The 25486-nt window shown below is 66.9% G+C and carries 26 protein-coding genes; 14 read left to right on the plus strand and 12 right to left on the minus strand.

Annotated elements, in window-relative coordinates:
• A partial coding sequence (locus KBZ14_RS07630) for an Hsp70 family protein (protein WP_255117876.1) occupies positions 1 to 169 on the minus strand: 169 nt, incomplete at its 3' end.
• 95 nt (positions 170 to 264) lie between these two features.
• Here KBZ14_RS07630 and KBZ14_RS07635 point away from each other — a divergent pair.
• From KBZ14_RS07635 to KBZ14_RS07650, 4 genes are all read left to right on the plus strand, one after another.
• The gene (locus tag KBZ14_RS07635; protein WP_255117728.1) at positions 265 to 1164 is read left to right on the plus strand and encodes a shikimate dehydrogenase; all 900 of its coding nucleotides are present in this window, start codon (positions 265 to 267) and stop codon (positions 1162 to 1164) included.
• Positions 1165 to 1212: 48 nt separating this feature from the next.
• Positions 1213 to 1680 (plus strand): Tic20 family protein, encoded by a 468-nt coding sequence (locus KBZ14_RS07640; protein WP_255117729.1) that lies wholly within the window; start codon positions 1213 to 1215, stop codon positions 1678 to 1680.
• A 117-nt stretch (positions 1681 to 1797) separates the two neighbouring features.
• Positions 1798 to 2169 carry a 30S ribosomal protein S6 gene (rpsF, locus tag KBZ14_RS07645; RefSeq protein WP_255117730.1) on the plus strand — a complete coding sequence of 124 codons (372 nt, stop codon included), beginning with the start codon at positions 1798 to 1800 and terminating at the stop codon, positions 2167 to 2169.
• Between the two features lie 139 nt (positions 2170 to 2308).
• Positions 2309 to 2620 (plus strand): hypothetical protein, encoded by a 312-nt coding sequence (locus tag KBZ14_RS07650; protein WP_399211363.1) that lies wholly within the window; start codon positions 2309 to 2311, stop codon positions 2618 to 2620.
• A gap of 6 nt (positions 2621 to 2626) precedes the next feature.
• Here KBZ14_RS07650 and KBZ14_RS07655 read toward each other — a convergent pair whose 3' ends face one another.
• Both KBZ14_RS07655 and KBZ14_RS07660 read right to left on the minus strand, forming a co-directional pair.
• Complete coding sequence (locus KBZ14_RS07655) at positions 2627 to 3832, minus strand: argininosuccinate synthase (RefSeq protein ID WP_255117732.1); 1206 nt, start codon at positions 3830 to 3832, stop codon at positions 2627 to 2629.
• A gap of 18 nt (positions 3833 to 3850) precedes the next feature.
• Positions 3851 to 4096: a hypothetical protein gene (locus KBZ14_RS07660; protein WP_255117733.1), complete on the minus strand. Its 246-nt coding sequence runs from the start codon at positions 4094 to 4096 to the stop codon at positions 3851 to 3853.
• Between the two features lie 143 nt (positions 4097 to 4239).
• Here KBZ14_RS07660 and KBZ14_RS07665 point away from each other — a divergent pair, with 143 nt between their 5' ends.
• The 3 genes from KBZ14_RS07665 (at position 4240) to KBZ14_RS07675 (ending at position 5960) form a co-directional block, all read left to right on the plus strand.
• Positions 4240 to 4512 (plus strand): DUF3134 domain-containing protein, encoded by a 273-nt coding sequence (locus tag KBZ14_RS07665; protein WP_255117734.1) that lies wholly within the window; start codon positions 4240 to 4242, stop codon positions 4510 to 4512.
• A 118-nt stretch (positions 4513 to 4630) separates the two neighbouring features.
• A complete protein-coding gene (gene mraY, locus KBZ14_RS07670) occupies positions 4631 to 5704 on the plus strand; it encodes a phospho-N-acetylmuramoyl-pentapeptide-transferase (RefSeq protein WP_255117877.1) in 1074 nt (357 codons plus the stop codon).
• Between the two features lies 1 nt (position 5705).
• A complete protein-coding gene (locus tag KBZ14_RS07675) occupies positions 5706 to 5960 on the plus strand; it encodes a hypothetical protein (protein WP_255117735.1) in 255 nt (84 codons plus the stop codon).
• Here KBZ14_RS07675 and KBZ14_RS07680 read toward each other — a convergent pair.
• Positions 5939 to 6109: a cytochrome B6 gene (locus KBZ14_RS07680; RefSeq protein ID WP_255117736.1), complete on the minus strand. Its 171-nt coding sequence runs from the start codon at positions 6107 to 6109 to the stop codon at positions 5939 to 5941. The two genes, KBZ14_RS07675 and KBZ14_RS07680, sit on opposite strands and share 22 nt — an antisense overlap.
• Before the next feature lie 54 nt (positions 6110 to 6163).
• Here KBZ14_RS07680 and purT point away from each other — a divergent pair, with 54 nt between their 5' ends.
• Together purT and KBZ14_RS07690 are read left to right on the plus strand one after the other, a co-directional pair.
• Positions 6164 to 7345 (plus strand): formate-dependent phosphoribosylglycinamide formyltransferase, encoded by a 1182-nt coding sequence (gene purT, locus KBZ14_RS07685; RefSeq protein WP_255117738.1) that lies wholly within the window; start codon positions 6164 to 6166, stop codon positions 7343 to 7345.
• A gap of 77 nt (positions 7346 to 7422) precedes the next feature.
• Positions 7423 to 8433, plus strand: a complete 1011-nt coding sequence (locus KBZ14_RS07690) for an LCP family protein (RefSeq protein ID WP_255117739.1) — start codon at positions 7423 to 7425, stop codon at positions 8431 to 8433.
• Positions 8434 to 8435: 2 nt separating this feature from the next.
• Here the strand turns inward: KBZ14_RS07690 and KBZ14_RS07695 are convergent, their stop codons facing one another.
• The 5 genes from KBZ14_RS07695 to KBZ14_RS07715 form a co-directional block, all read right to left on the minus strand.
• On the minus strand, positions 8436 to 10574 hold the full coding sequence (locus tag KBZ14_RS07695) for an HAD family hydrolase (protein WP_255117740.1): 2139 nt from the start codon (positions 10572 to 10574) through the stop codon (positions 8436 to 8438).
• A 92-nt stretch (positions 10575 to 10666) separates the two neighbouring features.
• A complete protein-coding gene (locus KBZ14_RS07700) occupies positions 10667 to 12184 on the minus strand; it encodes an alpha/beta fold hydrolase (RefSeq protein WP_255117741.1) in 1518 nt (505 codons plus the stop codon).
• Positions 12185 to 12216: 32 nt separating this feature from the next.
• Positions 12217 to 14223: an excinuclease ABC subunit UvrB gene (uvrB, locus tag KBZ14_RS07705; RefSeq protein ID WP_255117742.1), complete on the minus strand. Its 2007-nt coding sequence runs from the start codon at positions 14221 to 14223 to the stop codon at positions 12217 to 12219.
• A 51-nt stretch (positions 14224 to 14274) separates the two neighbouring features.
• Positions 14275 to 14703, minus strand: a complete 429-nt coding sequence (locus tag KBZ14_RS07710; RefSeq protein ID WP_255117743.1) for a phage holin family protein — start codon at positions 14701 to 14703, stop codon at positions 14275 to 14277.
• 68 nt (positions 14704 to 14771) lie between these two features.
• The gene (locus KBZ14_RS07715) at positions 14772 to 15527 is read right to left on the minus strand and encodes a DUF561 domain-containing protein (RefSeq protein WP_255117744.1); all 756 of its coding nucleotides are present in this window, start codon (positions 15525 to 15527) and stop codon (positions 14772 to 14774) included.
• A 15-nt stretch (positions 15528 to 15542) separates the two neighbouring features.
• Between KBZ14_RS07715 and tilS the strand changes: the two genes are divergently transcribed.
• Both tilS and KBZ14_RS07725 read left to right on the plus strand, forming a co-directional pair.
• The gene (gene tilS, locus KBZ14_RS07720; RefSeq protein ID WP_255117745.1) at positions 15543 to 16628 is read left to right on the plus strand and encodes a tRNA lysidine(34) synthetase TilS; all 1086 of its coding nucleotides are present in this window, start codon (positions 15543 to 15545) and stop codon (positions 16626 to 16628) included.
• Positions 16625 to 17257 carry a hypothetical protein gene (locus tag KBZ14_RS07725; protein ID WP_255117746.1) on the plus strand — a complete coding sequence of 211 codons (633 nt, stop codon included), beginning with the start codon at positions 16625 to 16627 and terminating at the stop codon, positions 17255 to 17257. The genes tilS and KBZ14_RS07725 overlap by 4 nt, the downstream gene beginning before the upstream one ends.
• 1 nt (position 17258) lies before the next feature.
• Here the strand turns inward: KBZ14_RS07725 and KBZ14_RS07730 are convergent, their stop codons facing one another.
• The 3 genes from KBZ14_RS07730 to KBZ14_RS07740 all read right to left on the minus strand — a co-directional run bounded on the left by KBZ14_RS07730 (position 17259) and on the right by KBZ14_RS07740 (position 21350).
• Entirely contained in the window at positions 17259 to 19262 is a 2004-nt protein-coding gene (locus KBZ14_RS07730; RefSeq protein WP_255117747.1) for a ribonuclease J, read from the minus strand.
• 97 nt (positions 19263 to 19359) lie between these two features.
• On the minus strand, positions 19360 to 20280 hold the full coding sequence (gene dapA / locus KBZ14_RS07735) for a 4-hydroxy-tetrahydrodipicolinate synthase (protein ID WP_255117748.1): 921 nt from the start codon (positions 20278 to 20280) through the stop codon (positions 19360 to 19362).
• Entirely contained in the window at positions 20277 to 21350 is a 1074-nt protein-coding gene (locus KBZ14_RS07740; protein ID WP_255117750.1) for an aspartate-semialdehyde dehydrogenase, read from the minus strand. The genes dapA and KBZ14_RS07740 overlap by 4 nt, the downstream gene beginning before the upstream one ends.
• Before the next feature lie 439 nt (positions 21351 to 21789).
• Between KBZ14_RS07740 and tig the strand changes: the two genes are divergently transcribed.
• The 3 genes from tig to clpX all read left to right on the plus strand — a co-directional run bounded on the left by tig (position 21790) and on the right by clpX (position 25412).
• Complete coding sequence (tig, locus tag KBZ14_RS07745) at positions 21790 to 23163, plus strand: trigger factor (RefSeq protein WP_255117751.1); 1374 nt, start codon at positions 21790 to 21792, stop codon at positions 23161 to 23163.
• A 94-nt stretch (positions 23164 to 23257) separates the two neighbouring features.
• Positions 23258 to 23947, plus strand: a complete 690-nt coding sequence (gene clpP / locus KBZ14_RS07750) for an ATP-dependent Clp endopeptidase proteolytic subunit ClpP (RefSeq protein WP_399211126.1) — start codon at positions 23258 to 23260, stop codon at positions 23945 to 23947.
• Between the two features lie 103 nt (positions 23948 to 24050).
• Positions 24051 to 25412 carry an ATP-dependent protease ATP-binding subunit ClpX gene (gene clpX, locus KBZ14_RS07755; RefSeq protein WP_255117752.1) on the plus strand — a complete coding sequence of 454 codons (1362 nt, stop codon included), beginning with the start codon at positions 24051 to 24053 and terminating at the stop codon, positions 25410 to 25412.
• Positions 25413 to 25486: the final 74 nt, after the last annotated feature.

Below are 25486 nucleotides of genomic sequence, written 5' to 3' on the forward strand. Positions count from 1 at the left end.
GGCGCTTGGCGATCTGACCGACGAGTTGATCCTGATTCTTGGTGTAGGCCACCACTGAGGGCGTGGTGCGGAAGCCCTCGGCGTTGGCGATCACAGTGGGCTTACCGCCCTCCATGACTGCCACGCAACTGTTGGTGGTGCCAAGGTCAATTCCAACAACCTTGCCCATGGATGACTGCCTCCCGAAGGGGGGTTCTGAACTGAAGGCATCCTCAACAGCAGGCCCGTGGTGGGGCTAGGTGTGGTTGCCGAACAGGAGCTGCCGTGACACCGCCCCTCAGCATCTCGGGAACCACAGCCATCGCAGGCGTGCTGGGCCATCCCGTGCACCATTCCCTCTCACCGGTGATGCAGAACGCGGCCCTGCGGCAGATGGGCCTCAACTGGGTGTTCCTGGCCCTGCCGGCCCCGGCCGAGCAGCTGGCCACGGTGGTGCAGGGCCTGGAGGCCATGGGCTGCCGCGGCCTGAACGTCACCATCCCCCACAAGCACAGCGTGGCTGCGCTGACGCGGGAGCTCAGCCCCCTAGCGGAGCGGCTGGGAGCCGTGAATGTGCTGGTGCCCATGGCTGGGGGCGGCTGGTTCGGCACCAACACCGATGTGGAGGGCTTCATCGCTCCCCTGCGCGGCACCACCGCCCCAGGCCAGCGGGCGGTGGTGCTGGGCTGCGGCGGCAGTGCCCGGGCCGTGGTAGCGGGCCTGGTGGAGCTGGGCTGCAGCTCCATTGCGCTGGCGGGCCGCAGGCCCGAGGCCCTGGCGGCCTTCCAGCAGGATTGCCAGGCCTGGGTCCCGCAGCTGCAGCCACTGCCCTGGACCCATGACGGCACGGGCCTCGCGGAGGCCATTGCCGCCTGCGATCTGCTGGTGAACACCACGCCGGTGGGCATGGCCTCCGCCAGCAACCCCGACGCCGCAGCGGCCTGCCCCCTAGACGCCGGGGAGCTGGATGCGCTCCAGGCCAACACCGTGGTGTACGACATTATTTACACGCCACGGCCCACCCGGCTGCTCGCCCAGGCGAGCCAACGGGGCTGCCGCAGCATCGATGGCACGGAGATGCTGGTGCAGCAGGGCGCCGCAGCCCTGCGCCTGTGGAGCGGGCAGACGGACGTGCCCGTGGACGCGATGCGCAAGGCCCTGCTGCTGCACCTCGACGGCCAGTGATCGGCAGCCCACAAGCCCCCTTAGCCTCGAGCCAATTCCGGGCCCCCCATGGCTGAGATCCCCTCCTGGCAACGCCTGATGGCCCTGCTGGCCTATCTGCTGCCCTGGAGCGATGGGCTGCCCTTCGGCCGCTCCCTCACCAACCTGTTTCCGGCCCTGCAATGGCTGAGCCTCCCGGCCCTGCCGCTGGTACTCCTGCAACAGGCGGTGCCCTTCGGCGGGTTCCTGCTCTTCCTGGTGCTGTTCCTGGCCGTGGTGCGCAACCAGCGGGTGCCCTATTTCCTGCGCTTCAACGTGCTGCAGGCGATCCTCCTGGACATCGTGCTGGTGGTGCTGTCCCTGGCCTTCAACATCGTGCTGGCCCCTCTGGGTGGCAACTTCGCCGTGCGCACCCTGGCCAACAGCGTGTTCCTGGGGGTACTGCTGCTGGTGGTGTTTGCCGTGGTGCAGTGCGTGCGGGGCAAGGAAGCGGACATTCCCAGCCTCTCGGAGGCCGTGCGGATGCAGCTCTACTGAGGGAGGGTGCCCCCCGCGCGATAAGGTGGTTAATCCGCCGCTGGTCGGGCAGGTCTCCCGCAGACCGGTTCCGCCAGCCACCGTCCACTTCGGCGCCCACGTCGGATCGCGAAAGCCATGTCGCAGCAGCCCTACTACGAAACGATGTACATCCTTCGTCCGGACATCCCGGAGGAAGAGGTGGAAACCCATGTCGCCAAGTACCGCGACCTGGTGACTGAAGCCGGCGCCGAGGTGCTCGACTGCCAGATGCGGGGCAAGCGCCGCCTGGCCTATCCCATTGCCAAGCACAAGGAGGGCATCTACGTGCAGCTGGTGCACAACGGTGACGGCCAGCAGGTGGCCAGCCTCGAGCGCGCCATGCGCCTCAGCGAGGACGTGATCCGTTATCTCACCGTCAAGCAGGATGGCCCTGTGCCCGCTCCCCGCAGCGGTCCCGTGCCCAGCGCCACCAGCGACGCCGCTGCCCTGGAAACCGTCGAGGCCTGAGGCCAAAACGCCAACCCCATCCACGCCAGACGCCAATGCGAGCCATTGGTCCTGGCGTTTTTTTGTGGCTTGGCGATGATGGGGCTTCCCGTTGCCGTCCAGCCCGTTGAGCCCTGAGGGTCCTGCTGAACACCAGAGCCTGGAGGCCGCCCAGCGGGAACTGGCGGCTAGCCAACACCAGCTAGCGGAGCTGCAGGCCCTGCTCGATGAACTGCCGGAGATCTTCGAGCGCAAATTTGAGCAGCGGCTGCAGCCCTTCCTGGAACGGCAGCGGCTGTTAGCCGAGGAAAACATCGAGCTGCGGGATCGCCTTCAGCGGCAACTGCCCTCACCCCCTACCGAGACAGGGGCCGCCAGCAGGGGTGAACCCTCGCTGCCGGCGGTGCAACCGCTCCACCGTCTCCAGGCGGCCACCCAGCGGTTGATGGGTCCCAACGACCGGGTGGCCTGACCCCTGTCAGCCGCGGCGTGCCGCCGCCCAGAGGCGGGTGGGCAGGCCCCACACGTAAATGAACCCCTCGGCCGCCTTGTGGTCGAACTGGTCCTCGGAGCCGTAGGTGGCCATATCAGGCACATACAGGCTGTTGGTGGCACTGCTGCGGCCCACCACGGTGGCGTTGCCCTTGTGCAGCTTCACCCGCACCGTGCCGTTCACGGTCTGCTGCGTGCGGTCGATGAAACCGTCGAGGGCCTCCTTGAGCGGGCCATACCAGAGGCCCTGATACACCAGATCAGCCCAGCTGGCCTCGATCTGGCGCTTGTAGCGCTGCACGTCGGCGGCGAGGGTGAGGCTCTCCAGCTCCTGGTGGGCCTTGATCAGCAGCAGCAGCCCGGGGGTCTCGTAGATCTCGCGGCTCTTGATGCCCACGACCCGGTTTTCCACCATGTCGAGACGGCCGAAACCGTGGCCACCCGCCAGGGCATTGGCCTTGCGGATCAGGCTCACGGGATCGAGGCGCTCCCCATCGATGCTCACGGGATTGCCCTGCTCGAACCCGATCTCCACGATCTGGGGCGCCGCCGGAGCCGCATCCACCGACACGGTCATGGCATAGATCTCCTCCGGGGGCTCCACGTTGGGATCCTCCAGGGGGCCGGCTTCGATCGAGCGGCCCAGCAGGTTGAGGTCAATCGAATAGGGCGACTTCTTGCTCACGGGCGAGGGAATACCGCAGCGCTCGCCGTAGGCAATCGTTTCCTCGCGGCTCATGCCCCACTCCCGGGCCGGGGTGAGCACCTTGAGGTCAGGGGCCAGGGCGCCGATGGCCACATCGAAACGCACCTGGTCATTGCCTTTGCCGGTGCAGCCGTGGGCCACCGCATCGGCGCCCACCTCGCGGGCGATCTCCACCAGGCGGCGGGCGATCAGGGGCCGGGCTAGGGCCGTGCTGAGCGGGTAGCGGCCCTCGTAGAGAGCGTTGGCACGGATTGCCGGGAAGGCGAATTCGGTGATGAAGGGCTCAATCAGATCACCCACGATCGACTGGCTGGCCCCTGAATCGAGCGCCTTCTGGCGGATCGGCTCCAATTCATCGCCCTGGCCCAGATCGGCGGCGAAGGTGATCACCTCCTCCACGCCCCACTCCTGCATCAGGTAAGGGATGCAGACGCTGGTGTCCACACCGCCGGAATAGGCCAGCACCGCCTTTTTCGCCCGACCCATCAACGCGTCTCCATGCGCTCAGTCGGACGATTCTCCCCTGTCATGGTTTGCAGCCCCCAGGCCACGCAGCAGCACCAAGGCCATCCCCGCCGGTGGCAGGAACACCAGCGCCAGGGCCAACCAGCCGGGCGCTGCAGGATGCTCCAGGGCCCAGGCCTGGTACAGCAGGGGCTGGCTCCAATGGCGACCCGACCACACCAGCAGGCCACTCAGCCCCAGGGCGCCCCCCCACAGCAGGGCGAGCTGCAGCAGCTTGCGTGACACGGCAACAGGCAAGGGACCCAGGGGCAATACAAGCCTCAGCTAAGGTGATGGATTGACACCCTGCAGCGCCGGGTAGCCCACCAGTTTCCGACAGGGCCCTCCCACAGGCGCTCTGCCCAAGGCCCGTCCGAACAGATCCATACATGAGCACCCTCAGCAACAGCCTCAGCAGCCTCGACGGCATCAACCCGTCGCTGACCCGCTACGGCCGCAGCGAACCCGCACCGGTGCTGCCCCTGCGCGAAGAGCCCGACCTGCTGAGCTGGCTCGAAACCAGCGGCCGCCTGGTGGCCGATGAGGAAACCGCCTCTGCCGACGTGAGCACCGTGGAAGAGGAAGAGCTCTCCGCGCTCATGGGCGAGAAGGAGGACTACAACGCCGCCGACGAGCAGACAGAAGAGGACTGGGAAGACTGATCCGACCTAAGGTCCGGCCGAACGCGCGACCCATCGGCCGCTCCCCTTGGCTTCTCCCGCACCGGTCCAGACGTCCACCCATCGGCCTCCTGGGCGGATCACCACGCTGATGGCCTCGATGCCCAGCAACAGTCGCCCCTTGGCGCTGCTGCTGGGCATCCTGCTGTTTGGCGTGGCCCTGGCCAGCGATGTACTCAGCCAGGCCCCCCAGCTCAGCGTGCCCCTGCTGGTGGCCGCCCTGGTGAGTGCGGGCCTGGGCCGCTGGGGCTACCCCAAACTGCGCAACCTCAAGCTGGGCCAGGTGATCCGCGCCGAGGGGCCCCAGGCCCACCTGAGCAAGGCCGGCACCCCCACCATGGGCGGCCTGCTGGCGGTACCGGTTGGCGTGATCGTGGGGGGACTGGTGAGCCCAAGCGACCCACGGCTCCTGGCCGTGGCGGCCATCACCTTGGCCACCATGGCCATCGGCGCCGTGGACGATTGGCGCAGCCTCACAAGGGGCCACAACACGGGCCTCAGCCCCCGTGGCAAGTTGCTGCTGCAAGCCCTGTCCGCCGGGATGTTCCTGGCCTGGGCGGCTTGGCAGCAGCTCCTGGGCGGCGCCCACCCCGGCGACATCGCGCTCCCCCTGGGCTGGGTGCTGCCCCTCGGCCTGTTGATCTGGCCCCTGGGCCTGTTCGTGTTCCTGGCGGAGAGCAACGCCACCAACCTCAGCGATGGCCTCGATGGCCTGGCGGCGGGCTGCGGCGCCATCGGGTTCAGCGGCCTGGGGCTGCAGCTGATGCTGCGCGGCCACGAGGGCGATCCCGCCATGGCCGGCTTCTGCGCAGCCATGGCCGGCACCTGGCTGGGCTTCCTGCTCTGGAACCGCCACAAGGCGCGGATGTTCATGGGCGACACGGGCTCGCTCGCCATGGGGGCCTCCCTGGCAGGCGTGAGCCTGCTCAGCAACAGCCTCTGGCCCCTGCTGCTCATGGGTGGAGTGTTCCTGGCCGAATCGCTCTCCGTGATCGTGCAGGTGTGGGTGTTCAAAGCCACCAAGGGCCCGGACGGCGTGGGCCGGCGCGTGCTGCGCATGGCCCCGCTACATCACCACTTCGAACTGGGGGGCGCGAGCGAACAGCAGGTGGTGGTGGGCTTCTGGGCCCTCAGCTTGCTACTGGTAGTGGTGGGACTGGTGCTGCTGCCCTGAGATGGCCTACTTCACCTGGAAGGAAACGGGCCTCACGGCCGACTGCGCCAGCCTCGAGGCCATGGCCGCGCGCTTTGAGGAGGCGGCAGCCCTGATGCGGCGCATGGCGGCCGAGGGCTTCGCCCTGGAGCGCCACAGCGACGGCCAACACATCACCCACGGCGATGCCGAGGTGTTCGAGGCCTACGGGTTCATCGATGAGGAATCACCGGTGCGCCAACTCACCCTGATCGATCAACCCGGCTTACGCAGGTAACCCACCACCCACACCACCACGAAGGCCAGGGAGGAGAGGCCCAGATAGATCAACGACCACTTCTGCAAGGTGGCGATATCCCAGCCGTTGAGCAGCCCATTGGCGGCATCGCCCGCCGTGGAGAAGGCCAGCACTGAGGGAAACGGCACGGGGGTGATCGGCGGGGCAGGATCAGGGGAGTATCTCGCCTCCGCGCTCCGGCCATGGCTCCACGCCCCTTCCCCTGCACCCTGATGCTCCTGGGCAGCGGCGAACTGGGCAAGGAAGTGGCCATCGCCGCCCAGCGGCTTGGCTGCCGCGTCATCGCGGTGGATCGCTATGCCGGGGCACCCGCCATGCAGGTGGCCGACGTGGCCGAGGTGATCGCCATGACGGATCCCGAAGCCCTCAAGGCGGTGGTGCGGCAGCACCGCCCCACTGTGGTGATCCCGGAGATTGAAGCCCTAGCCGTGGATGCCCTGGCAGATCTCGAGGGGGAGGGCCTCACCGTGATCCCCACCGCCCGGGCCACGGCGGTGACCATGAACCGCGACCGCATCCGCGACCTGGCCGCGAGCGAACTGGGCCTGCGCACGGCCCGCTACGCCTATGCCAGCAGCGCCGAGGAGCTAGCCGCCGCGGCCGTTCCCCTGGGCTGGCCCGTGGTGGTGAAACCAGTGATGAGCTCCTCGGGCAAGGGCCAATCCGTGGTGGAGGGCCCCGCTGAGATCAACGCCGCCTGGGAGGCAGCCATGGCCGGTGCCCGCGGCAGTGGCGCCCGGGTGATCGTGGAAGAATTCCTGCGCTTTGAGCAGGAGATCACCCTGCTCACGGTGAAGCAGTGGGCCGGAGCCACCCTCTTCTGTCCGCCCATCGGCCACATCCAGGAGCGGGGGGATTACCAGTGCAGCTGGCAGCCCGCCCACCTGGAGTGGGACCAGCTGGCAGCCGCCCAGGCCATGGCCCGTGCCGTGACCGACAACCTGGGCGGTGCCGGCCTGTTCGGCGTGGAGTTCTTTGTGTGCGCCACCGCCGCTGGCGGCAGCGAGGTGGTGTTTTCCGAGCTATCGCCCAGGCCCCACGACACCGGGCTGGTGACCCTGGTGGGGCAGAACCTCAGCGAATTCGAGCTGCATCTGCGCGCGGTGCTGGGGCTGCCGATTCCCGAAATCCGCTCCACGGGCCCTGCCGCCAGCCGCGTGATTCTGGCGGAGCACGCCAGTGAGAGCGTGCACTTCGAGGGCCTGGAGCAGGCCCTGGCCGAGGCCGATGTGGAAGTACTGCTCTTTGGCAAGCCCGATGCCCGCCCAAACCGGCGCATGGGTGTGGCCCTGGCCAGTGGCGCCGACCTGGATGACGCCCGCAGCCGGGCTGATCGTGCCGCCGCCGCGATCACAGTGCGCTGAATCGGTTGCCAGAGAGGCCCAAACGCCTCTGGTGCTGATGGGTTTCGAACCGTATGGTGCGCCCATAGAAACCAGCCATGTCCCAAGCCCAGCCGAACCGCAGCCCCAGCCGCCCCCGCCGCGATCGGCGGCAGGGCCGCACCGCCGCGACGGTGACGGATCTGGAAACCCGCCGCCAGAGGGAGCGCGCCAAGCCACGCAAGGCCCAGCGCCCCCCCAGACGCAGCGGCCTCGGCCGCCTGCCCCTATTCCTGGCCGGCATAGGGCTGGGCTATGGCCTGAGCGGCCCGCTACCCCAGCTGGCGAAGGTGGCCCTGGGGGCCCTGCCCCATCCCGGCGGCGTGCTCACCTCCCTGGTGACACCGGCCGGCATGGGCAATCGCCGGATCGTGGTGATGGGCACGGACAACGTGTCCACCAACACCGACGTGATGTTCACCGTGCAGCTCAAGGACGGCCGCACCGAACTCACCCAGATTCCACGCGACACCTTCATCGAGTCCAACAAGTACGGCGTGATGAAGGCCAATGCGCTCTACAGCAGCGGCGATGTGGCGATGGTGAAGCAGGAGCTCACCAGGCTGATCGCGGCACCGGTTGATCGCTATCTGCTAGTGAATCTGCAGGCGGTGCAGCGGCTGGCCAATGCCCTGGGCGGGGTGGAGGTGGACGTGCCCAAGCGCATGTACTACGTGGACAACAGCCAGGGCCTCTACATCGACCTCTACCCCGGCCGCCAGCTGCTCAAAGGCCAGGAGCTCGAGGGCTTCCTGCGCTTCCGCCACGATGAACTGGGGGATATCGGCCGAATGGAACGCCAGAAGCTGGTGCTGGCGGAGGTCTTCCGCAAACTGGCGAACCCCGCCATGGTGACCCGCATCCCCGAGCTGCTGAAGATCGCCGGCAGCGACATCCGCACCGACCTCTCACCCGTGGACATGGGCACCCTGCTGAGCGCTATGGGCACCACCAAGCTCACCTCCAGCCGTCTCTCGGGAACGCCCTACTGGCACGACGACATCAGCTACTGGATGCCGGACCTGAACCCCAATCACGCGTCCTACAAGAGCCAGGAACCGCCGATCTGAGCTCAGCCTCGAACGGCGCCGGAGCGCTGTAGAAATCGGAAGTGATCCAGCCCCTCCAGAACGCCCCAGGCCTGGGAACTGGACGAGACAAACAGTGTGCGGCGGCGGTGCAGCCCCCGCGGAGAGCGTTGGCGTTCACCGATCACCACACCCAGGGGCTGGCCCCGCAGCAGGGCCTCATCCCCCTGGGAGGCCACCACCAGAACGCGCTCCAGGGGCAGGGCCCAGCGCAGGGCCAGATGGCGGATGGCCTCCGCCCTTGAGGCCCGCAGCGGCAGCACATCCAGATACCAGTGGCGGAACAGATGGGGCCGCGCATCCAGGCGGCGATGGCGCAGCTTCTGGCGCACCATCTCCAGCACGCCCTCCGGCGGAGGCTGCAGCAGATAGCTCACTTTGTAGGGGCCCTGATTCGCCTCAGGCTGGAGGCAGAGCCGCGGCTCCAACTCCCGAAGCACCTGTTCCACGCCCTGGCGACACCAGCCGCGGGCGATCTGCTCCTGCCAGGCGTAGTCCAGTTCACCGGCAGAGCCATAGCGAATTTCCGTACCGGCCTGCACGATCCACACCTGGGGGTCGCGCAGCTGCAGATCGGCATAGCGCAACTGGGCCGCCTTGAAACTGCGGCCACTGAGGATGCCAACCCCACTGGCGGGATCCGCCGATAAACGCTGGCGCAATTGCTCCAGGCCTGCGGCATCGGGGGTCTCCAGGCAGCCATCCAGATCCAGCATCACCAGCCGCTCGGCCCGTGGCAGCGTCAGCGGTTGGGCGCTCACCTGGGGCAACAGATGCTGCGTGGCCTCTCGGCAGCGGCGGGTGGCATGGCCCAGGTAGCGATACACATGGGCATCCCAGCTGAAGCTGCGGCTCACCGCCTCGATGCCGTTGTCACGCCAGCGGCGCCATTGCTGTGGATCGGACCCCGCCGTTTCCAGGGCCTCCTGCAGGTGATCGAGATCCGTGACATCCACCAGCAAGCCATTGCCGCAGCGCTGAAGGATGTCGCGAGGGCCGCCGTCGTCGGTGGCCACCAGCGGCAGGCCACTGGCCGCGGCCTCCAGCAGCGTGAGTCCGAAAGGCTCGGTGAGGGCGGGATTCACGAACACACCCTGGCGACGGGCCGCCCAGCGGTACACCGCGGGAATCTGCTCACCGCGGTGCTGCTTCGGATAGGCCACCTGGCCGTAGAGATCGAAGCGATCCACCAGTTCAAACACCTGCTGGAACAGATCCCGCTGCTGCTTCTCCATCTGGCGCGGGTCGTGGCGGCAGCCCAGCACCAACACCAGGTTGTGGCGTTGCCGCAGCAGGGCCGAACGGCCATAGGCCTCCAACAGCGCAGGAATGTTCTTGCGGCGCTCGGCCCGGCAGATGGCCAGCAAAGGAGGCAGTGCGGGGTCCCGCAAGAAGGGCGCGATCAGCCCTTGCACCTCCCGGTCTTCGGCCTCCAGCCAGTGGGAGTGAAAGCGGCGGGCATCCACCCCAGGCGGCACCACCTCGGCTAGGTCCGGGCAGAAGTGGTCGTAGCGAGCATACTGATACTCCGCCTCTTGGCGGGTGCTGGTCACCACCAGAGAGCTCTGGGCCAGGGCCCGCTCCTCGGCCTCCATGCGCTGACCGATGGCGTACTGCTGCTCGATCTGATCGTGGGCCATGCCACCGGCCAGCAGGCGGCGCTGTTTCTCACGGCCGAGGGAATGGCCGGTAAACACCAGGGGAATCCCGAGCCGCTGACTCACCAGCGCCCCCACATAGCCGGCGTCGGCGTAGTGGGCATGGATCCAGTCGGGACACCGTGGCTGCGCGGTGATGTGGGCGGTGAGAGCATCGGCCAGCTCGTCGAGATGGGGCCAAAGCTGCTCCTTGCGGAGGTAGCGGCGGGGGCCGCAGGGGAAACGCAGGATGGCGGCGTTGGGGCCCAAAGACTCACGAGCCTGGCCATAGTCGGGCGCGACCCGCCTGTCGTGAATCTGGCGCGTCACCACCTCCACCCGATCCACCTCGGGGCGAGCCGCCAGGCTGCGCACCAGTTCATGCACGTAGGTGGTCTGACCGCCGGTATCGGCATCCCGGCCCAGTTCCAGGTCTTGGCTGCGAAACAGGCCGTGGAGATGCAGATGCAGCAGGTAAAGCCCCACCAGTCGCCATCGGAGTTACCTCAGGCTTAGGCAGAGTTCAAGGGGCTGAAGGCAAATCCACAGAAAGACCTTCCAAAGTGGCGCCCCCCGCCCTAGCGGGACGTGGCCTGGGCGGAGGGCACATCCACCAACACCATGTCGGCACTGCCCCAACCGCTGGGGGGGAGCAGGCTGGGGGCCCCCGCGGCCGGCGCCACCTGGGCACCGGCGGCATAGGCACCGTTCACCCAGGCCAGGATCAGCGGCGAGAGTGGTGCAGCGGCCTGCTTGGCAGGGGCCCGCAGGTTGAAATGGTCGCCGCCCTTGGCCAGCACCAGCCGGTGGCCGGCCGGGGAGGTGGAGGCAAAGGGAACCAGCGCCTCGGGATCGGGGGGGACCACCCAATCGCGGCTGCCGCTCACCAACAGGGTGCGGGCCTGCAGAGCCGAAGCGGCCGCCGGATCGAATAACAAACCTATCGGCGGGCTGACCGCCACCACGGCCTTCACCCGAGGATCACTCACCGCGGCCTGATCCACGGACGATTCAAACGTGCACTGCAGCAGCCAGCTGAAGGTGCGATCGGGATCGTTCACGTCAGGACAGCGTTGCCGCAGCCTGGCCGCGGTGGCCCTGCCCCCCGCCAGCTGCAGGGCCGTGATCGCCCCCCAGGAATGGCCTACCACCACCACGGACTCAGCGCTGACCCCATTGAGGCCCTGCAGGCGATTGGCCTGAACGGCGTCCAACACTGCCGTGACATCCAGGGGGCGCAGGCGCAGCTCCGAAGGACTTGGCGGCGGCACCTCGCCACTCAACATGGCGTGCTGCTGGTCCTTGTCGCTGCCAGGGTGCAAGGGCAACGCCACTGTGTAACCGCGGCTGGCCAGGTGGTTGGCCCAGCCCTCAAAACTCTCGGGGCCATCCCAGAGCCCATGGGAAATCACCACCAGGCGCCCATTGGCCTGGGTCGTGGGCTGGATCAACACCAGCTGCAGGGGCTCAGGGCGATGGGCCACGGGCAGGCTGAGCTGACCCCGCTGCACCGCCAGGGAGCCAACGCCGCTCAAGCCAGCATCACTGCTGGCAGCCGGCAGGCTGTTCACCAGCTGCTCGGTGCGCTGCCGCTGGCGGGCATTGCGATTCATCAGAAACACAATCCGGGCCAGGTCCACCCGGGCGGTGTCACCGGGGAGGGCCTGCAGCAGGGACAACAGGGTCACCTGCCCGCCCACAGCCGATTTGTTGATGGCAGCCGACAACTGGGGCACCGTGAGGGTCTTGGTGGGCAATCCCTCCAGCGCACCCATGGAGGAGAGCACGATCAACGACTGATTGACCAGCGGAGAATCCGTGGCTTGATCGAAGACACCGCCGCTGATGGGCAGCGGGGTTTTGAACGCCTGGATCAGGCCCCGACCGATCACCCCATCCGTGGCCCGATCCAGTTCCGCCAGATCGCTGTTGCCATTGAGAAGGGCCTGGGGATCAGCCAGCTCACTCACCTTCAGGTTGAAGCTCTCGTCCACAAACGGGAAGCGGATCTGCACCTGCTCAACAGCTCCCACCGGCAGGGCACCAGCGGTGACAGCCATGGCGGTGGCGGTGCAAAACAGGGAACGGAAGGGCATCAACACACCAGGGCGATACGGCCCATGGTGGCTCAAACCTTGCCCACCAGCTTCTGGCGCAGGGTCTTGATCTTGTCCCGCAGGTTGGCCGCCTCCTCGAATTCCAGGTTCTTGGCGGCGGTTTTCATCTTCTCCTCGAGCTGCTGAATCAACTCCGGCAGCGAATCGAGTGGCACTTCGTTGTGCTCGGCCTGCTCGGTGGCCTGCTCCAGCTGCTCGTCGCTGAGCCGGCGCGACACTTCCAGAAAAGCCAGGATCGAGTTGCCCACCCGCTTGCCCGCCGGGGTGGGCGTGATGCCGTGCTTCTGGTTGTAGGCGTGCTGGATAGCGCGGCGGCGCTCAGTTTCCGAGATCGCCTTGGCCATGGAATCGGTGAGGTTATCGGCATAGAGCAGGGCCACACCCTCGATGTGGCGGGCGGCCCGACCGATGGTCTGGATCAGAGAGCGCTCCGCCCGCAGGAACCCTTCCTTATCGGCATCAAGGATCGCCACCAGCGACACCTCCGGCAGGTCGAGGCCTTCGCGCAGCAGGTTCACGCCCACCAGCACGTCATATTCGCCGTTTCGGAGGTCCTGGATGATCTCAATCCGCTCGATCGAGTGAATTTCCGAGTGCAAATAGCGCACCCGCACCCCGTTCTCGGCCAGGTAGTCGGTGAGGTCCTCGGCCATACGCTTGGTGAGGGTGGTCACCAGCACCCGCTCGCGTTTCTCAGCCCGTATGCGGATCTCCCCGAGCAGGTCGTCCACCTGGCCATCGGTGGGGCGCACTTCCACGATCGGATCGAGCACGCCGGTGGGGCGGATCACCTGCTCCACCACCTGGCCAGTGCTCTGCGCCAACTCCCAGGAGCCCGGCGTGGCGCTCACGAAAATCGTCTGCTGAGCCTTCTCCCAGAACTCCTCGCCCTTGAGCGGACGATTATCAGCCGCACTCGGCAGCCGGAAGCCGTGTTCGATCAACACCTGCTTGCGGCTCTGATCGCCGTTGTACATGGCCTGGAGCTGCGAGCAGGTCACGTGGCTCTCGTCCACCACCAGCAGCCAGTCCTTGGGGAAGTAGTCGATCAGGCACTCGGGAGGTGTGCCGGCGGGCCGGCCGGCCAGGTGCCGGGCGTAGTTCTCCACGCCGTTGCAGTAGCCCACCTGCTCGAGCATCTCGATGTCGTAGGTGGTGCGCTGCTCCAGGCGCTGGGCCTCCAGCAGGCGGCCCTGACCGTTAAGCAGATCCAGGCGCTCCCTGAGCTCGGCACGAATGGCCTGAATGGCATCGGCCAGCCGCTCCTTCGGGGTCACGAAGTGCTTGGCCGGGTAGATGTTGATGGTGTCAAGGCTTTGCAGAATCTCACCGGTGGTGGGATCCACGTAGCGGATGGCCTCCACCTCGTCACCGAACAGCTCAATGCGCACCAGCCGATCTTCGTAGGCCGGGCCGATCTCCAGCACATCGCCGCGCACGCGGAACCGGCCGCGGGAGATCTCCAGATCGTTGCGGGAATACTGGTTGTTCACCAGGTCCCTCAGGGAGCCCCGCAGGTTGAGGGTGTCACCCACCTGGAATTTCACCGCCGCTTTGAGGTATTCCGAGGGAATCCCCAAGCCATAGATGCAGCTGATCGAGGCCACAACGATCACATCGCGCCGCTCGAACAGGGAGCGGGTCGCGGAGTGTCGCAGCATGTCGATCTCTTCATTGATCGACGCCGTCTTGGCGATGTAGGTGTCCGAGACGGGCACATACGCCTCGGGCTGGTAATAATCGTAGTAGCTGATGAAGTACTCAACGGCGTTGTTCGGGAAGAACTCCCGCAGCTCGTTGCAGAGCTGGGCCGCCAAGGTCTTGTTGTGGGCCAGCACCAAGGCGGGTCGCCCGGTTTGGGCAATCACGTTGGCGATGGTGAAGGTCTTGCCGGTGCCGGTGGCCCCCAGCAGGGTCTGATAGCGCTCGCCCCCCTCCACGCCCTGCACCAGCCCAGCGATGGCCGTGGGCTGGTCGCCCTTGGGCTGATAGGGGGCGTGGAGCTGGAAAGGAACCATGCCCCCATTCTCGGGGGCCGCCGGAGTCGCTGTGACTCCGGCGGCCCGAACTCAGGCCAGGGGGGCTGCCGTGACCAGCGCTGCCGCCCGCGTGAAGTCAACGTCGAGGCCGAGCAGCCGCAGGATGATCGCCGAGAGCACGGCATACACCACGCCGCCAAGAATCGCGCTCACCACACCGTTCTTGAGCCGGAACCCCTGGATCAGCCAGGCCGCCAGGCCAAACAGCACCACCGTGATGATCCAGTTGAACAGCAGGCTCACCGGGCTGATCAGGCCACCAAGACTGGTGATAGCCCACACAGGGCCCAGCACCAACTTCAACGGCCAGATCAGCACCGTACCCAGCAAGCCGATGACCACGGCAGACAGCAGGGCGATCGGGAAGCTGCTCACCTCAACACCGAGGGGGAGCCAGGCCACGATCAACAGCACAATGGCCCGAATCGGCCACTGCAGGAGCCACAGCAGAGAACCCATGAGAGACGGGCAGGGATCAGCCCCCGCAACGTAGTCATGGGTTCACGCCGCTACCACGGCCAGTGGCGTCAAACGGCAATCGTTGCGCCGATCGGCAGGGCTTCCCGCAGGCTGCGCACCACCGCCAGCATGGCGAGCTCGTCGTTGAGACGATTGACGGCGGAACCCACCCCCACGCCGGCGGCACCGGCGGCGATGGCCATGGGCAGGGTGACCGCCGACAGCCCCGAGGCGCACAACACAGGCAGGGCCACGGCGCGACTGATGACGTGGGCAGCGGCCAGGGTGGGCGCGGCCTTCTCGATCAGGCCCAGGCTGCCGGGGCTGAAGGGCTTGGCGCTGGTGCCACCTTCGGTCTGGATGATGTCAGCACCGGCGGCTTGGAGATCCACCGCCAGTTGCTCCTGCTGGTCGAGGGGCAGCACGTGGGGCACGGTGACGCTCAGCGCCACCTCGGGCAGCAGCTCGCGGGTGCGGCGGGTGAGCTCGAGCACTTCCGCGGCATCAAAGATGCGGCCGAGGGGGTAGAAGGCGTCGTAGTTGCCGATCTCCACCATGGCGGCGCCGGCGGCCACCGCTGCGGGGAACAGCTCAGGATCCACCGCCGACACGCAGATGGGCAGGCCACTGACGGAGGCGGCCAGTGCCACCAAGACAGGATCACAGGCCACATCGATCACATCCGCGCCGCCAAGTCCTGCCGCGCGGCTGATGCGCTCCACCGAAGCGGCGTCAAAGTTGGTGAGGCCCGCGATCACCTTGAGCAGACGGCGCGACACCAGCGCCTGCTGCAGCTGGGTGGGCAGACGGTGGAGGCGGGACATCGGCTCATGACACATATGAACCCCATTCTCCCATCCGAGCCCCCGGCCGCCCATGCGCCCCGGCCACCCTGGAGCCCCCTGCATGCGCGGCTGCACCAGCTGCTGCTGCACAACCCCGCGCTGCTGCCTCCGAGCTGTCCGCTACTACTGGCCGTGTCCGGCGGCCAGGACTCCATGGCCATGGCCCGACTCCTCCTGGACCTGCAGCGACTCCATCACTGGCGCCTGCACCTGTGGCATGGCAACCACGGCTGGAGGCCGGAGGCCGGCAAGCAGGCCCGAGAGCTGCAGGCGTGGGCCCTTGAGCAGGGCCTGCCGATCAGCCTGGACCAGGCCGACCTCGCCATCCCTCAGACGGAAGCCGCTGGCCGCCACTGGCGCTACGCCCGCCTAGAGGCCCTGGCCCTGCAGATCGGCTGCCGCCACGTGCTCACCGGCCACACCGCCAGCGACCGCAGCGAAACCCTGCTGTTGCAGCTGGCCCGCGGCAGCCACGCCGCCGGGCTGGGCAGCTTGCGGCGGCAACGGCCCCTGAGCGCAGACTCGACAATCACCCTGGTGCGGCCCCTGTTGGACCTCAGCCGGGCCGACACGCTGGCCATCTGCGAGCGCTGGGGCCTGCCCCTCTGGACAGATCCCAGCAATGCCAATCCGCGCTTCAGTCGCAACCGGGTGCGGGCGGAGGTGTTGCCGGTGCTGGAAGCCCTGCACCCCGGCGCCAGCCAACGCATCAGCGCCCTGAGCGAACGGCTGGCCGCGGAACAGGACGCCAGCGACGACCTCACGGACCTCGGCCTCCGGGCCTTGACCCCAACCAACCCAGGCACCGCAGACCGCCTCGACCGTCGCGCCCTGATGGCCCTGCATCCAGCCAACCAGCGCCGCTTGCTGCATCGCTGGCTGGAGCAGCACAGCGGGCACACCCTCGCCGCACGGCCACTGGAGGCCCTGCTGCTGCAGTTAGCCCCCACGCGGGGCTCAGGGTTCTGGGCCCTGCCCGAGGGCCAGACACTGCACTGGGACCGCCACCAGCTGTGGTTGAGCCATCCCAGCTCTAAACAGGGGCTGCAGAACCACCAGCCACCCCAGCCGGCTCCATGAGTAGCCCCCAGGATCAGGCGTACATCAACATCGAGCGGGCCTACGGCGAAGGGAAGTTCAGCGAGGCCCTCCGCCAGGCCGAGGCCCTACTGCCCCTACTCCCCACCGACCGGGCGGACGGGCTGACCGAGCGGCTCCAGCTACTGATGGGCCACATCCATCTCTATGGGCTGGGGGCCCCTGAGCGGGCCGCCGACCACTACCAGACCGTTCACGCCGCCACTGCCGACCCGGCCTACCGCCAACTGGCCCAGCAGGGCCTGGTGCTCTGCCAGAACGCTCCAACTGCCGAGCCAGCAGCAATGGCCGAGCCCATACCGGCAGCCGCTGCCCCAGCCATGCCCTGGCTGGAGCAACTCCAAGCACCAGGTGCCACCGCAGAGCCCGTTCAGCCCCACAACCCGGATGCCGCGACTGCGGCCAGTCCATGGCTGGAGCAACCGCGCCAGGCACCGAAGGCCGCTGCACCGGAACCCGTGGCTCCGCTCCCAGCCCCAAGCGCCGAGCCCTCTGAACCGTCTGAACCCAGTGAGCCGGCCGAGGAGCCGCCAGCAGAAAGCCCCCTGGCCTTCGATCCCGCCGAGGAGGCGGCACTGGCCAAGGGGCTCCTGAAGGTGGTGCTGCGCTAGCTCAGCTTGCGGCCGTGGAGCGGCGGCGGCGGGTGCGGTTGGCGGGCATCTCCGGCTCTTCCAGCCGGGCAGGGGCTGCCTCCACCGGAGCGGCAACAGCCGCCGACGCTGGTGCCGGGGCACCCACCGCAGCCAGCTCCCGCTGGGGTTGCGGGGCACGCTCGGACCGCTCGCGGTTGCCATCACGGCGGCCGCGGGGAGCCGGACGGCTGTCGGGCTCCGCATCGGCACGGCCCTTGTAGGCGGGGGTGCCACCGGGGGCGGGCTGCACCAGGCAGATGATCAGGGGCTCCACCTGCAGTTCGCGGCGCAGGCGGCGTTGCAGGCCCACCTCGATCTCCCGCTGGACGCCCATCCAGTCCACATCGGGGGCCTTGCCGCCGCTGTTGCGCGACAGCTGCTGCCAGCGGTTTTCAAGCACCCAGGTGATCTCACGTTCAGCCCAGAGGCTCATCTTGCGCGGATCGGCGGCGGTGACAACACCGCGCAGGTTCACCCGAGGCGGCGCGGCCATCACACCATCGGTGCTCACCACTGCCAGCAGGGTGATCACGCCATCTTCCGCCAGCTGCTGGCGCTCCTTGAGCACCCGGGCATCCACGATGCCGTTGCGGGAAGCATCCAGCAGTTCGATGCCCGCCTTCACCGGATCGCCCTTGCTGATCGAATCGGCGGTCAGCTGCACAACGTCGCCGTTGTCGATGATCAGGGTGTTCTCCACGGGGATCCCCATGGAGTGGCCCGTCTTGGCGTGGGCCACAAGCATGCGGTGCTCACCGTGCACGGGCACGAAGAACTTGGGCCTGGTGAGGGCCAGCATCAGCTTCTGGTCTTCCTGGAAGCCGTGGCCGGACACGTGGATGCCCTCGCCCTTGCCGTACACCACCTTCGCCCCGAGCATCATCAGCCGGTCGATGGTGTTCACCACCGAGATGGTGTTACCGGGGATCGGGCTAGCCGAGAAAATGATGGTGTCGGTGCTCTTCACCTGCACCTGGGGGTGCTCGCCGCGGGAGATGCGGCTCAGGGCGGCCAGCGGCTCACCCTGGCTGCCGGTCATCAGCAACAGGGTTTCACGGTCAGGCAGATCCCGGATCTGCTTGATCGGCACGAACAGATCATCGGGGGCGCGCATATAGCCCAACTCTCGGGCCTTAGCGATCACGTTCAGCATGGAGCGGCCCAGCAGGCCCACCTTGCGGCCGTTCTTGAGGGCCAGCTCAAGAATCATCGCCACCCGGTGAATCGAGCTCGCGAAGGTGGTAATGATCACCCGGCCTTCCGCCTGGGAGATGTGGCGATCCAGGCAGGGGAACACCGAGCGCTCGGGGGGGCAGAAGCCCGGCACTTCAGCGTTGGTGGAATCGCTGAACAGACACAACACTCCCTTCTCGCCGTAGTGGGCCAGACGGGCCATGTCGAAGGTTTCGCCATCCACGGGCGTGTGGTCGAACTTGAAGTCGCCGGTGAAGATCACCGTGCCCACGGGGGTGGTGATGGCCAGCGAGAAGCTGTCGGCCATCGAGTGGGTGTTGCGGATGAACTCCACCGAGAAGTGCTGGCCCACCTTCACCACGTCGCGGGGGGCGACAGTTTCGAGGATGGTGCGATCCATCACACCGGCCTCCTCCATCTTTCCGGTGAGCATGGCCAGCGCCAGGCGCGGGCCGTGAATCACGGGGATGTTGAAGTTCTTGAGGTGGTGGGCAATGCCACCGATGTGATCTTCGTGACCGTGGGTCACGATCATCCCGCGGATGCGCTTCTGGTTTTCCTTGAGATAGCTGGTGTCCGGCATCACCACGTTGACGCCGTGCATGCCATCGCTGGGGAAAGCCAGGCCGGCATCCACCAGCATGATGTCGTCGCCGTACTCGAACACGCAGGTGTTCTTGCCGATCTCATGCAGACCGCCGAGGGGAATCACCCGCAGGTGGGGCTGCTTGGGAGCAGCGCCAGCCTGAGCTGCTGTGGAGCCGTTGCGGGTGATGGGGTGGGTTGTCATTCAGAAAAGAGGTGCCGGCCAGGCCGGCAAAACAACGGAGATGTGACTGAAACGAAGCCTCAGGGCCGCTCGGCGGCGGAGGCGGTGGGCCTTGGCGTCAGGTAGGACGCAGGGCTGCCAGGACGGAAGTGAGTCGGTCGCGCACGTCGTTTGAAGCGGGAACAAGGGGAAGTCGGGGGGCACCCACGGGCCAGCCGCTGAGCTCCAGGGCGGCTTTCACGGGGATGGGATTGGTGGTGCAGAACAGGGCCTTGCACAGCGGCAGCAACTGCTCGTGCACGGCCAGGGCGGAGGCCAGATCGCCGGCCAGGAAAGCCCGCACCATGGCCTGGATCTGATCGCCGGCCACATGGCTGGCCACACTCACCACGCCCACGGCACCCACGGCCAGCATCGGCAGGGTGAGCCCATCGTCGCCGCTGTAAATGGCCAGGCGCTCACCGCAGGAAGCCCGCAGCTGGCTCACCTCCTCGGTGGTACCGCTGGCGGCCTTGAAGCTCACCACATTGGGCAGATCCATCAGCCGCGCGGTGGTGTCCGCCGACAGGCTGCAGCCGGTTCGGCCGGGAATGTTGTAGAGCATGAGCGGCAGCTGGGGCGCCGCGGCAGCCACGGCCCGGAAATGGGCCACCAAACCCTCCTGGGGAGGCTTGTTGTAGTAGGGCACCACCACCAAGGCCCCGTCGGCGCCGAGGGCGGCAGCCTCGGCAATGGCCTCCACCGCCTCTGCCGTGCAGTTACTGCCGGTTCCAGCCAGCAACTGCGCGCGGTTGCCCACCGCAGCCTTCACGGCCGAGAACAGCTGATGCTGTTCATGCCAGCTGAGGGTGGGCGATTCACCGGTGGTGCCGCACAGCACCAGGCCATCGGAGCCGTGATCCACCAGATGGCTGGCCAACCGCGCGGCCAGGGGGAGGTCCACGGAGCCATCAGGGGCGAAGGGGGTCACCATGGCGGTGAGTACCCGGCCAAAGGGGGCTGGGGACAAAGACCCGGGGCTGAGGGGGCTGCTGGTCATGCGGTGATCCCCGAAACAGGTGTAGCCGGCACCTGGACTGGATCCAGAAGCAGTTCGGCAATCTGAATGGCGTTGAGGGCTGCGCCCTTCCGGATCTGATCACCGCAGAGCCAGAGCTCGAGGGCATTCGGCTCGCTCAGGTCCTGGCGGATCCGTCCCACCGCCACCGGATCCCGGCCGGTCACATCGGTGGGCATAGGGAAGCGATTGGCATCAAAGTCCTCGATCAACTCCACACCAGGGGCCCGGGCAAGCAAATCCCGGGCCTCATCCACGGGGAAGGGCTCCGTGAACTCGATGTTGAGGGCTTCGGAGTGGGCCCGCAGCACCGGCACTCGCACGCAGGTGGCCGACACGCGCAGATCGGGCAACCCCATGATCTTGCGGGTCTCATGCAGCATCTTCAGCTCCTCCTCGCAGTAGCCGCTGTCCTGCAGGGGGGAGTTGTGCAGGAACAGGTTGAAGGCCAGGGAGTGGGGCAACACGCTGCTTTGGGGGGTACCGCCATCCAGCACCGCCTGGCTGAGCTGACGTAGCTCCTCCATGGCCCGGGCACCGGCACCGCTGGCGCTCTGATACGTGCTCACCACCACCCGGCGCAGGGGGCGCCGAGCCGCCAGGGGCGCCAGGGCCAGGGTCATCAGGATGGTGGTGCAGTTGGGGTTGGCGATCACGCCGTTGTGGCTGAAGGCCGCCTCGGGATTCACCTCCGGCACCACGAGGGGCACCGAGGCATCCATGCGGAAGGCGCTGGAGTTGTCGATCACCACAGCCCCAGCGGACGCGGCCACGGGTGCCCACTGCTTCGACACCGAGCCGCCGGCGGACGCCAGCACCACATCCACGCCCGCAAAGGCCTCGGCGCTCACCGGCTGGATTGTGAGGGTCTGGCCGTTCCACTCCAGGGTCTGACCGGCGGAGCGGGGCGAGGCCAACAGCACCAGCTCACCCACTGGGAACTGACGCTCAGCCAGCAACGCCAGCAGTTCCTGGCCAACGGCGCCGGTGGCGCCGAGAACGGCCACCTTGAGGGGGCGCTGGGGCAGGGAATGGGGAGATGCGGTGGTCAACGGGAGCAGGGAGAGATGAACGAAAGAGGGGAAAATCCGGAGAGTCCGGCTTAGATCAGGTGTGCTGCTGAAGAGCCTGGCTGGCAAAGGCCTGCCATCGAGACCATGACCGCAGAACCGTGAAGGCCAAAGCAGAGACCTGAGGGATCAGCAGAGAACTGACAGCAAACCGTTCAGAACGGTGAGGCGATGGAGAAAGGCTGTCCGGTGATCGTGAAAAGAGCTGGCGTGAATGGAAAAGCTGTAGGGGTCGACGAGAGGGAGAGCTATCGCGCGCTGACGCTTCGGGGAAACGCAGCTGGTCTCGTGGTTCTTGGTGACAACAATACGCACCCATCACGGTCCTGACGAGGGGCCGTTGGAGCTCGTCACAGGTGACTTCATAGGATCGTGGGCTGCCTCGCCGATTCGGTTCGGCCATACCCCGCCTTCCCGTTCCATGAGCCCTGCCGCCAGCCCTGCCGCACCGACCGCCAAGACCGGAGCCGACCTCAAGGTCAGCACCAGCCCCCGTCCCGGCAGCCGCATGGCGGTGGAGATCTCGGTGCCCGCCGGCCGCACCCAGACCAGCCATGACGCGGCAGTGGAGAAGCTGAGCCGCAGCATCAAGTTGCCCGGCTTCCGTAAGGGCAAGGTGCCCCGGGCGGTGCTGCTGCAACAGATCGGCCCGGTGCGCATCCGTGCAACCGCCCTCGAAGACCTGGTGGACAGCGTGTTCCGCGATGCCCTCAAGCAGGCCGAGATTCCCGCCATCGGCCAGCCCGCCCTGGATGGCGGCTTCGAATCCTTGCTGGAGCGCTTTGAACCCGGCCAAGAGCTGAACCTCACCCTGGAAATGGACGTGGAGCCCACGCCCAGCCTCAAGAGCACCAAGGGGCTCAAGGCGGAGGCCGTGAAGGTGGAGTTCGATGCCGCCCGCGTGGATGAGCTGATCGACCAATCCCGTCGCCAGATGGCCACCCTCGTGCCCGTGGACGGCCGGGCCGCCGCAGAAGGCGACGTGGCAGTGATCGGCTTCCAGGGCACCTTTGTGGATACCGGCGAAGCCATCAGCGGCGGCAGCGCCGACGCCATGGAAGTCGAACTGGAGGACGGCCGCATGATCCCCGGCTTCGTGGAAGGGATCCTCGGCATGAAGCCGGGTGACTCCAAAACCGTGGCCTGCCAGTTCCCCGAGGAGTACCCCCAGGAGGACGCTGCCGGCCGCAAGGCGAGCTTCGAAATCAGCCTGACGGAACTGAAAGCTCGCGAACTGCCTGCCCTGGATGACGCGTTTGCCCAGCAGGCCAGCGACAAGCAGACCCTGGCGGAGCTGCGGGACGATCTGGAGGCCCGACTGAAGGATGAGGCCGAGCGCCGCAACAGCTCCAACCGCCACGACGCCCTGCTGGCTGCCCTGGTGGAGCAACTGGAGGTGGAACTACCCGAAACCCTCGTACAGGAGGAAATCATGTCGCTGCTGGAGCAGACCGCCGGCCAACTGGCGCAGCAAGGCATGGACGTGAAGAAACTGTTCACCCCCCAGCTGGTGCAAAGCCTGCGGGAAACCTCCCGCCCCGAGGCCGAGGAGCGCCTCAAGCGCAGCCTGGCCCTCAAGGCCCTGGCCGCCAGCGAGAAGCTCGAACTGAGCGATCAGGAGATCGACGACAAAGTGAAGGAGCTGAGCCGCGGCTTCAGCGACACCGCCAACATCGATCCCCAGCGCCTGCGGGCCGCCGTGCAGGAGGACCTGATGCGCGAGAAACTGCTGGTCTGGCTGGAAGCCAACAGCACCATCACCGAGAAGGCCGACGACGCCAAGGCCGACGACTGAGCGGCTGAGGGGCTCGGACCAGGGCGGTGCTCACACCACCGGCCTGGTCCGAGCCCCATAGATTGATCTCACTGCCAACAGCTCCGGCCGCGTGATCGACGCCAACCCCCTCCTCGCCCAGCGTCCCCACCCGATCCAGAACCACTGGCTGGGCCAACGCCCCGAGGCCACAATCGCCAGCCCTAGTGCGGCCCCAGGCGTGCTGCCCACGGTGGTGGAGCAATCTGGCCGGGGCGAACGGGCCTTCGACATCTATTCGCGGCTGCTGCGCGAGCGAATCATCTTCCTCGGCACCGGCATCGACGACCAAGTGGCCGATGCCATGGTGGCCCAGCTGCTGTTCCTCGAAGCCGAGGATCCCGAGAAGGATATTCAGATCTACATCAACTCCCCAGGCGGCTCGGTGACCTCCGGCCTGGCGATCTACGACACCATGCAGCAGGTGGCTCCCGACGTGGTGACCATCTGCTACGGCCTGGCGGCTTCGATGGGCGCCTTCCTGCTCTCCGGCGGTACCAAGGGTAAGCGCTTAGCCCTGCCCAATGCCCGGATCATGATCCACCAACCCCTTGGCGGGGCCCAGGGCCAGGCCGTAGACATCGAGATTCAGGCCAAGGAGATCCTGTTCCTCAAGGACACTCTTAACGGGCTGATGGCCGAGCACACCGGCCAGCCCCTCGAGAAGATCGCCGAAGACACCGACCGCGACTACTTCCTTTCCCCGGCGGAAGCGGTTCAATACGGACTGATTGACCGGGTCGTCGAAGACGGATCACCGGTTTGATCGTTAAGGACGGCTGACGAAGCGCGGGATCCTGCCGATCCTTGAGTTTCGGGCCCACAGCCCCACCCTCGCCGGACGCCCCCTCGCCGCCCTTCTCCGCCCGATGGCCAAGTTCGACGCCCACCTGAAGTGCTCGTTCTGCGGCAAGTCGCAGGACCAGGTGCGCAAGCTGATCGCCGGCCCTGGCGTTTACATCTGCGACGAGTGCATCGATCTCTGCAACGAGATCCTCGACGAAGAGCTGGTGGATGGCCAGGCGGCCAGTGGGGGCCAGCGCCAGAGCTCGGAAGCCAAGGGCAAGCAGCCAGCCAAGAAGAACAACAAGCCCGCACCAACCCTCGCCGAGATCCCCAAACCCCAGGAGATCAAGGCCCACCTGGATCGCCAGGTGGTGGGCCAGGAGGAGGCCAAGAAGGTGCTGTCGGTGGCGGTCTACAACCATTACAAGCGCCTGGCCTGGCAGGGCGATGGCACAGGCGAAGCCAGCCAGACGGCCACTCGGCTGCACAAGAGCAACATCCTGCTGATCGGGCCAACCGGCTGCGGCAAGACCCTGCTGGCCCAGACCCTGGCCGAACTGCTCGATGTGCCCTTTGCCGTAGCCGACGCCACCACACTCACCGAGGCGGGGTATGTGGGTGAGGACGTGGAGAACATCCTGCTGCGGTTGCTGCAGAAGGCCGACCTGGACGTGGACCAGGCCCAGCGCGGCATCATCTACATCGACGAGATCGACAAGATCGCGCGCAAGAGCGAGAACCCCTCGATCACCCGCGATGTGTCCGGCGAGGGCGTCCAGCAGGCGCTCCTCAAGCTGCTGGAAGGCACCGTGGCCAACGTGCCGCCCCAGGGGGGCCGCAAGCATCCCTACCAGGACTGCATTCAGATCGACACCAGCCAGATCCTGTTCATCTGCGGTGGGGCCTTCGTGGGGCTGGAGGACGTGGTGCAGCGACGCATGGGCCGCAACTCCATCGGCTTTGTACCCGCCGATGGCCGGAGTCGCAGCCGCAGCCACAAGGATCAACAGGCCGCCCATGTGCTGCGCCACCTAGAGCCCGACGATCTGGTGAAGTACGGCCTCATCCCCGAGTTCATCGGCCGCATGCCCGTGAATGCGGTGCTGGAGCCGCTGGATACCAACGCCCTAGAGGCGATCCTCACCGAGCCACGCGATGCCCTGGTGAAGCAATTCCAGACGCTGCTCAGCATGGACGACGTGCGTCTGGAGTTCGAGCCCGGCGCCGTGGAGGCGATCGCCGCTGAAGCCCACCGCCGCAAGACCGGTGCCCGTGCCCTGCGCGGCATCGTGGAAGAGCTGATGCTGGATGTGATGTACACCATGCCCTCAGACACCAGCACCAAAGCCTTCACGATCACCCGCGAACTGGTGGAAGAACGCACCAAGGCGAAGGTGGTACCTCACCCCAGCCTGGTGGAGCAGGAGCAGCAGGAATCGGCCTGACCGCTTGGGGTCCGGATTGCCGACCTGCAGCCGCCCTTGCCACCGCGACATCACCGGCGAGAGCCTCAATCCAA

This window comes from Synechococcus sp. HJ21-Hayes, from assembly GCF_024345835.1.
Classification (GTDB): domain Bacteria; phylum Cyanobacteriota; class Cyanobacteriia; order PCC-6307; family Cyanobiaceae; genus Vulcanococcus.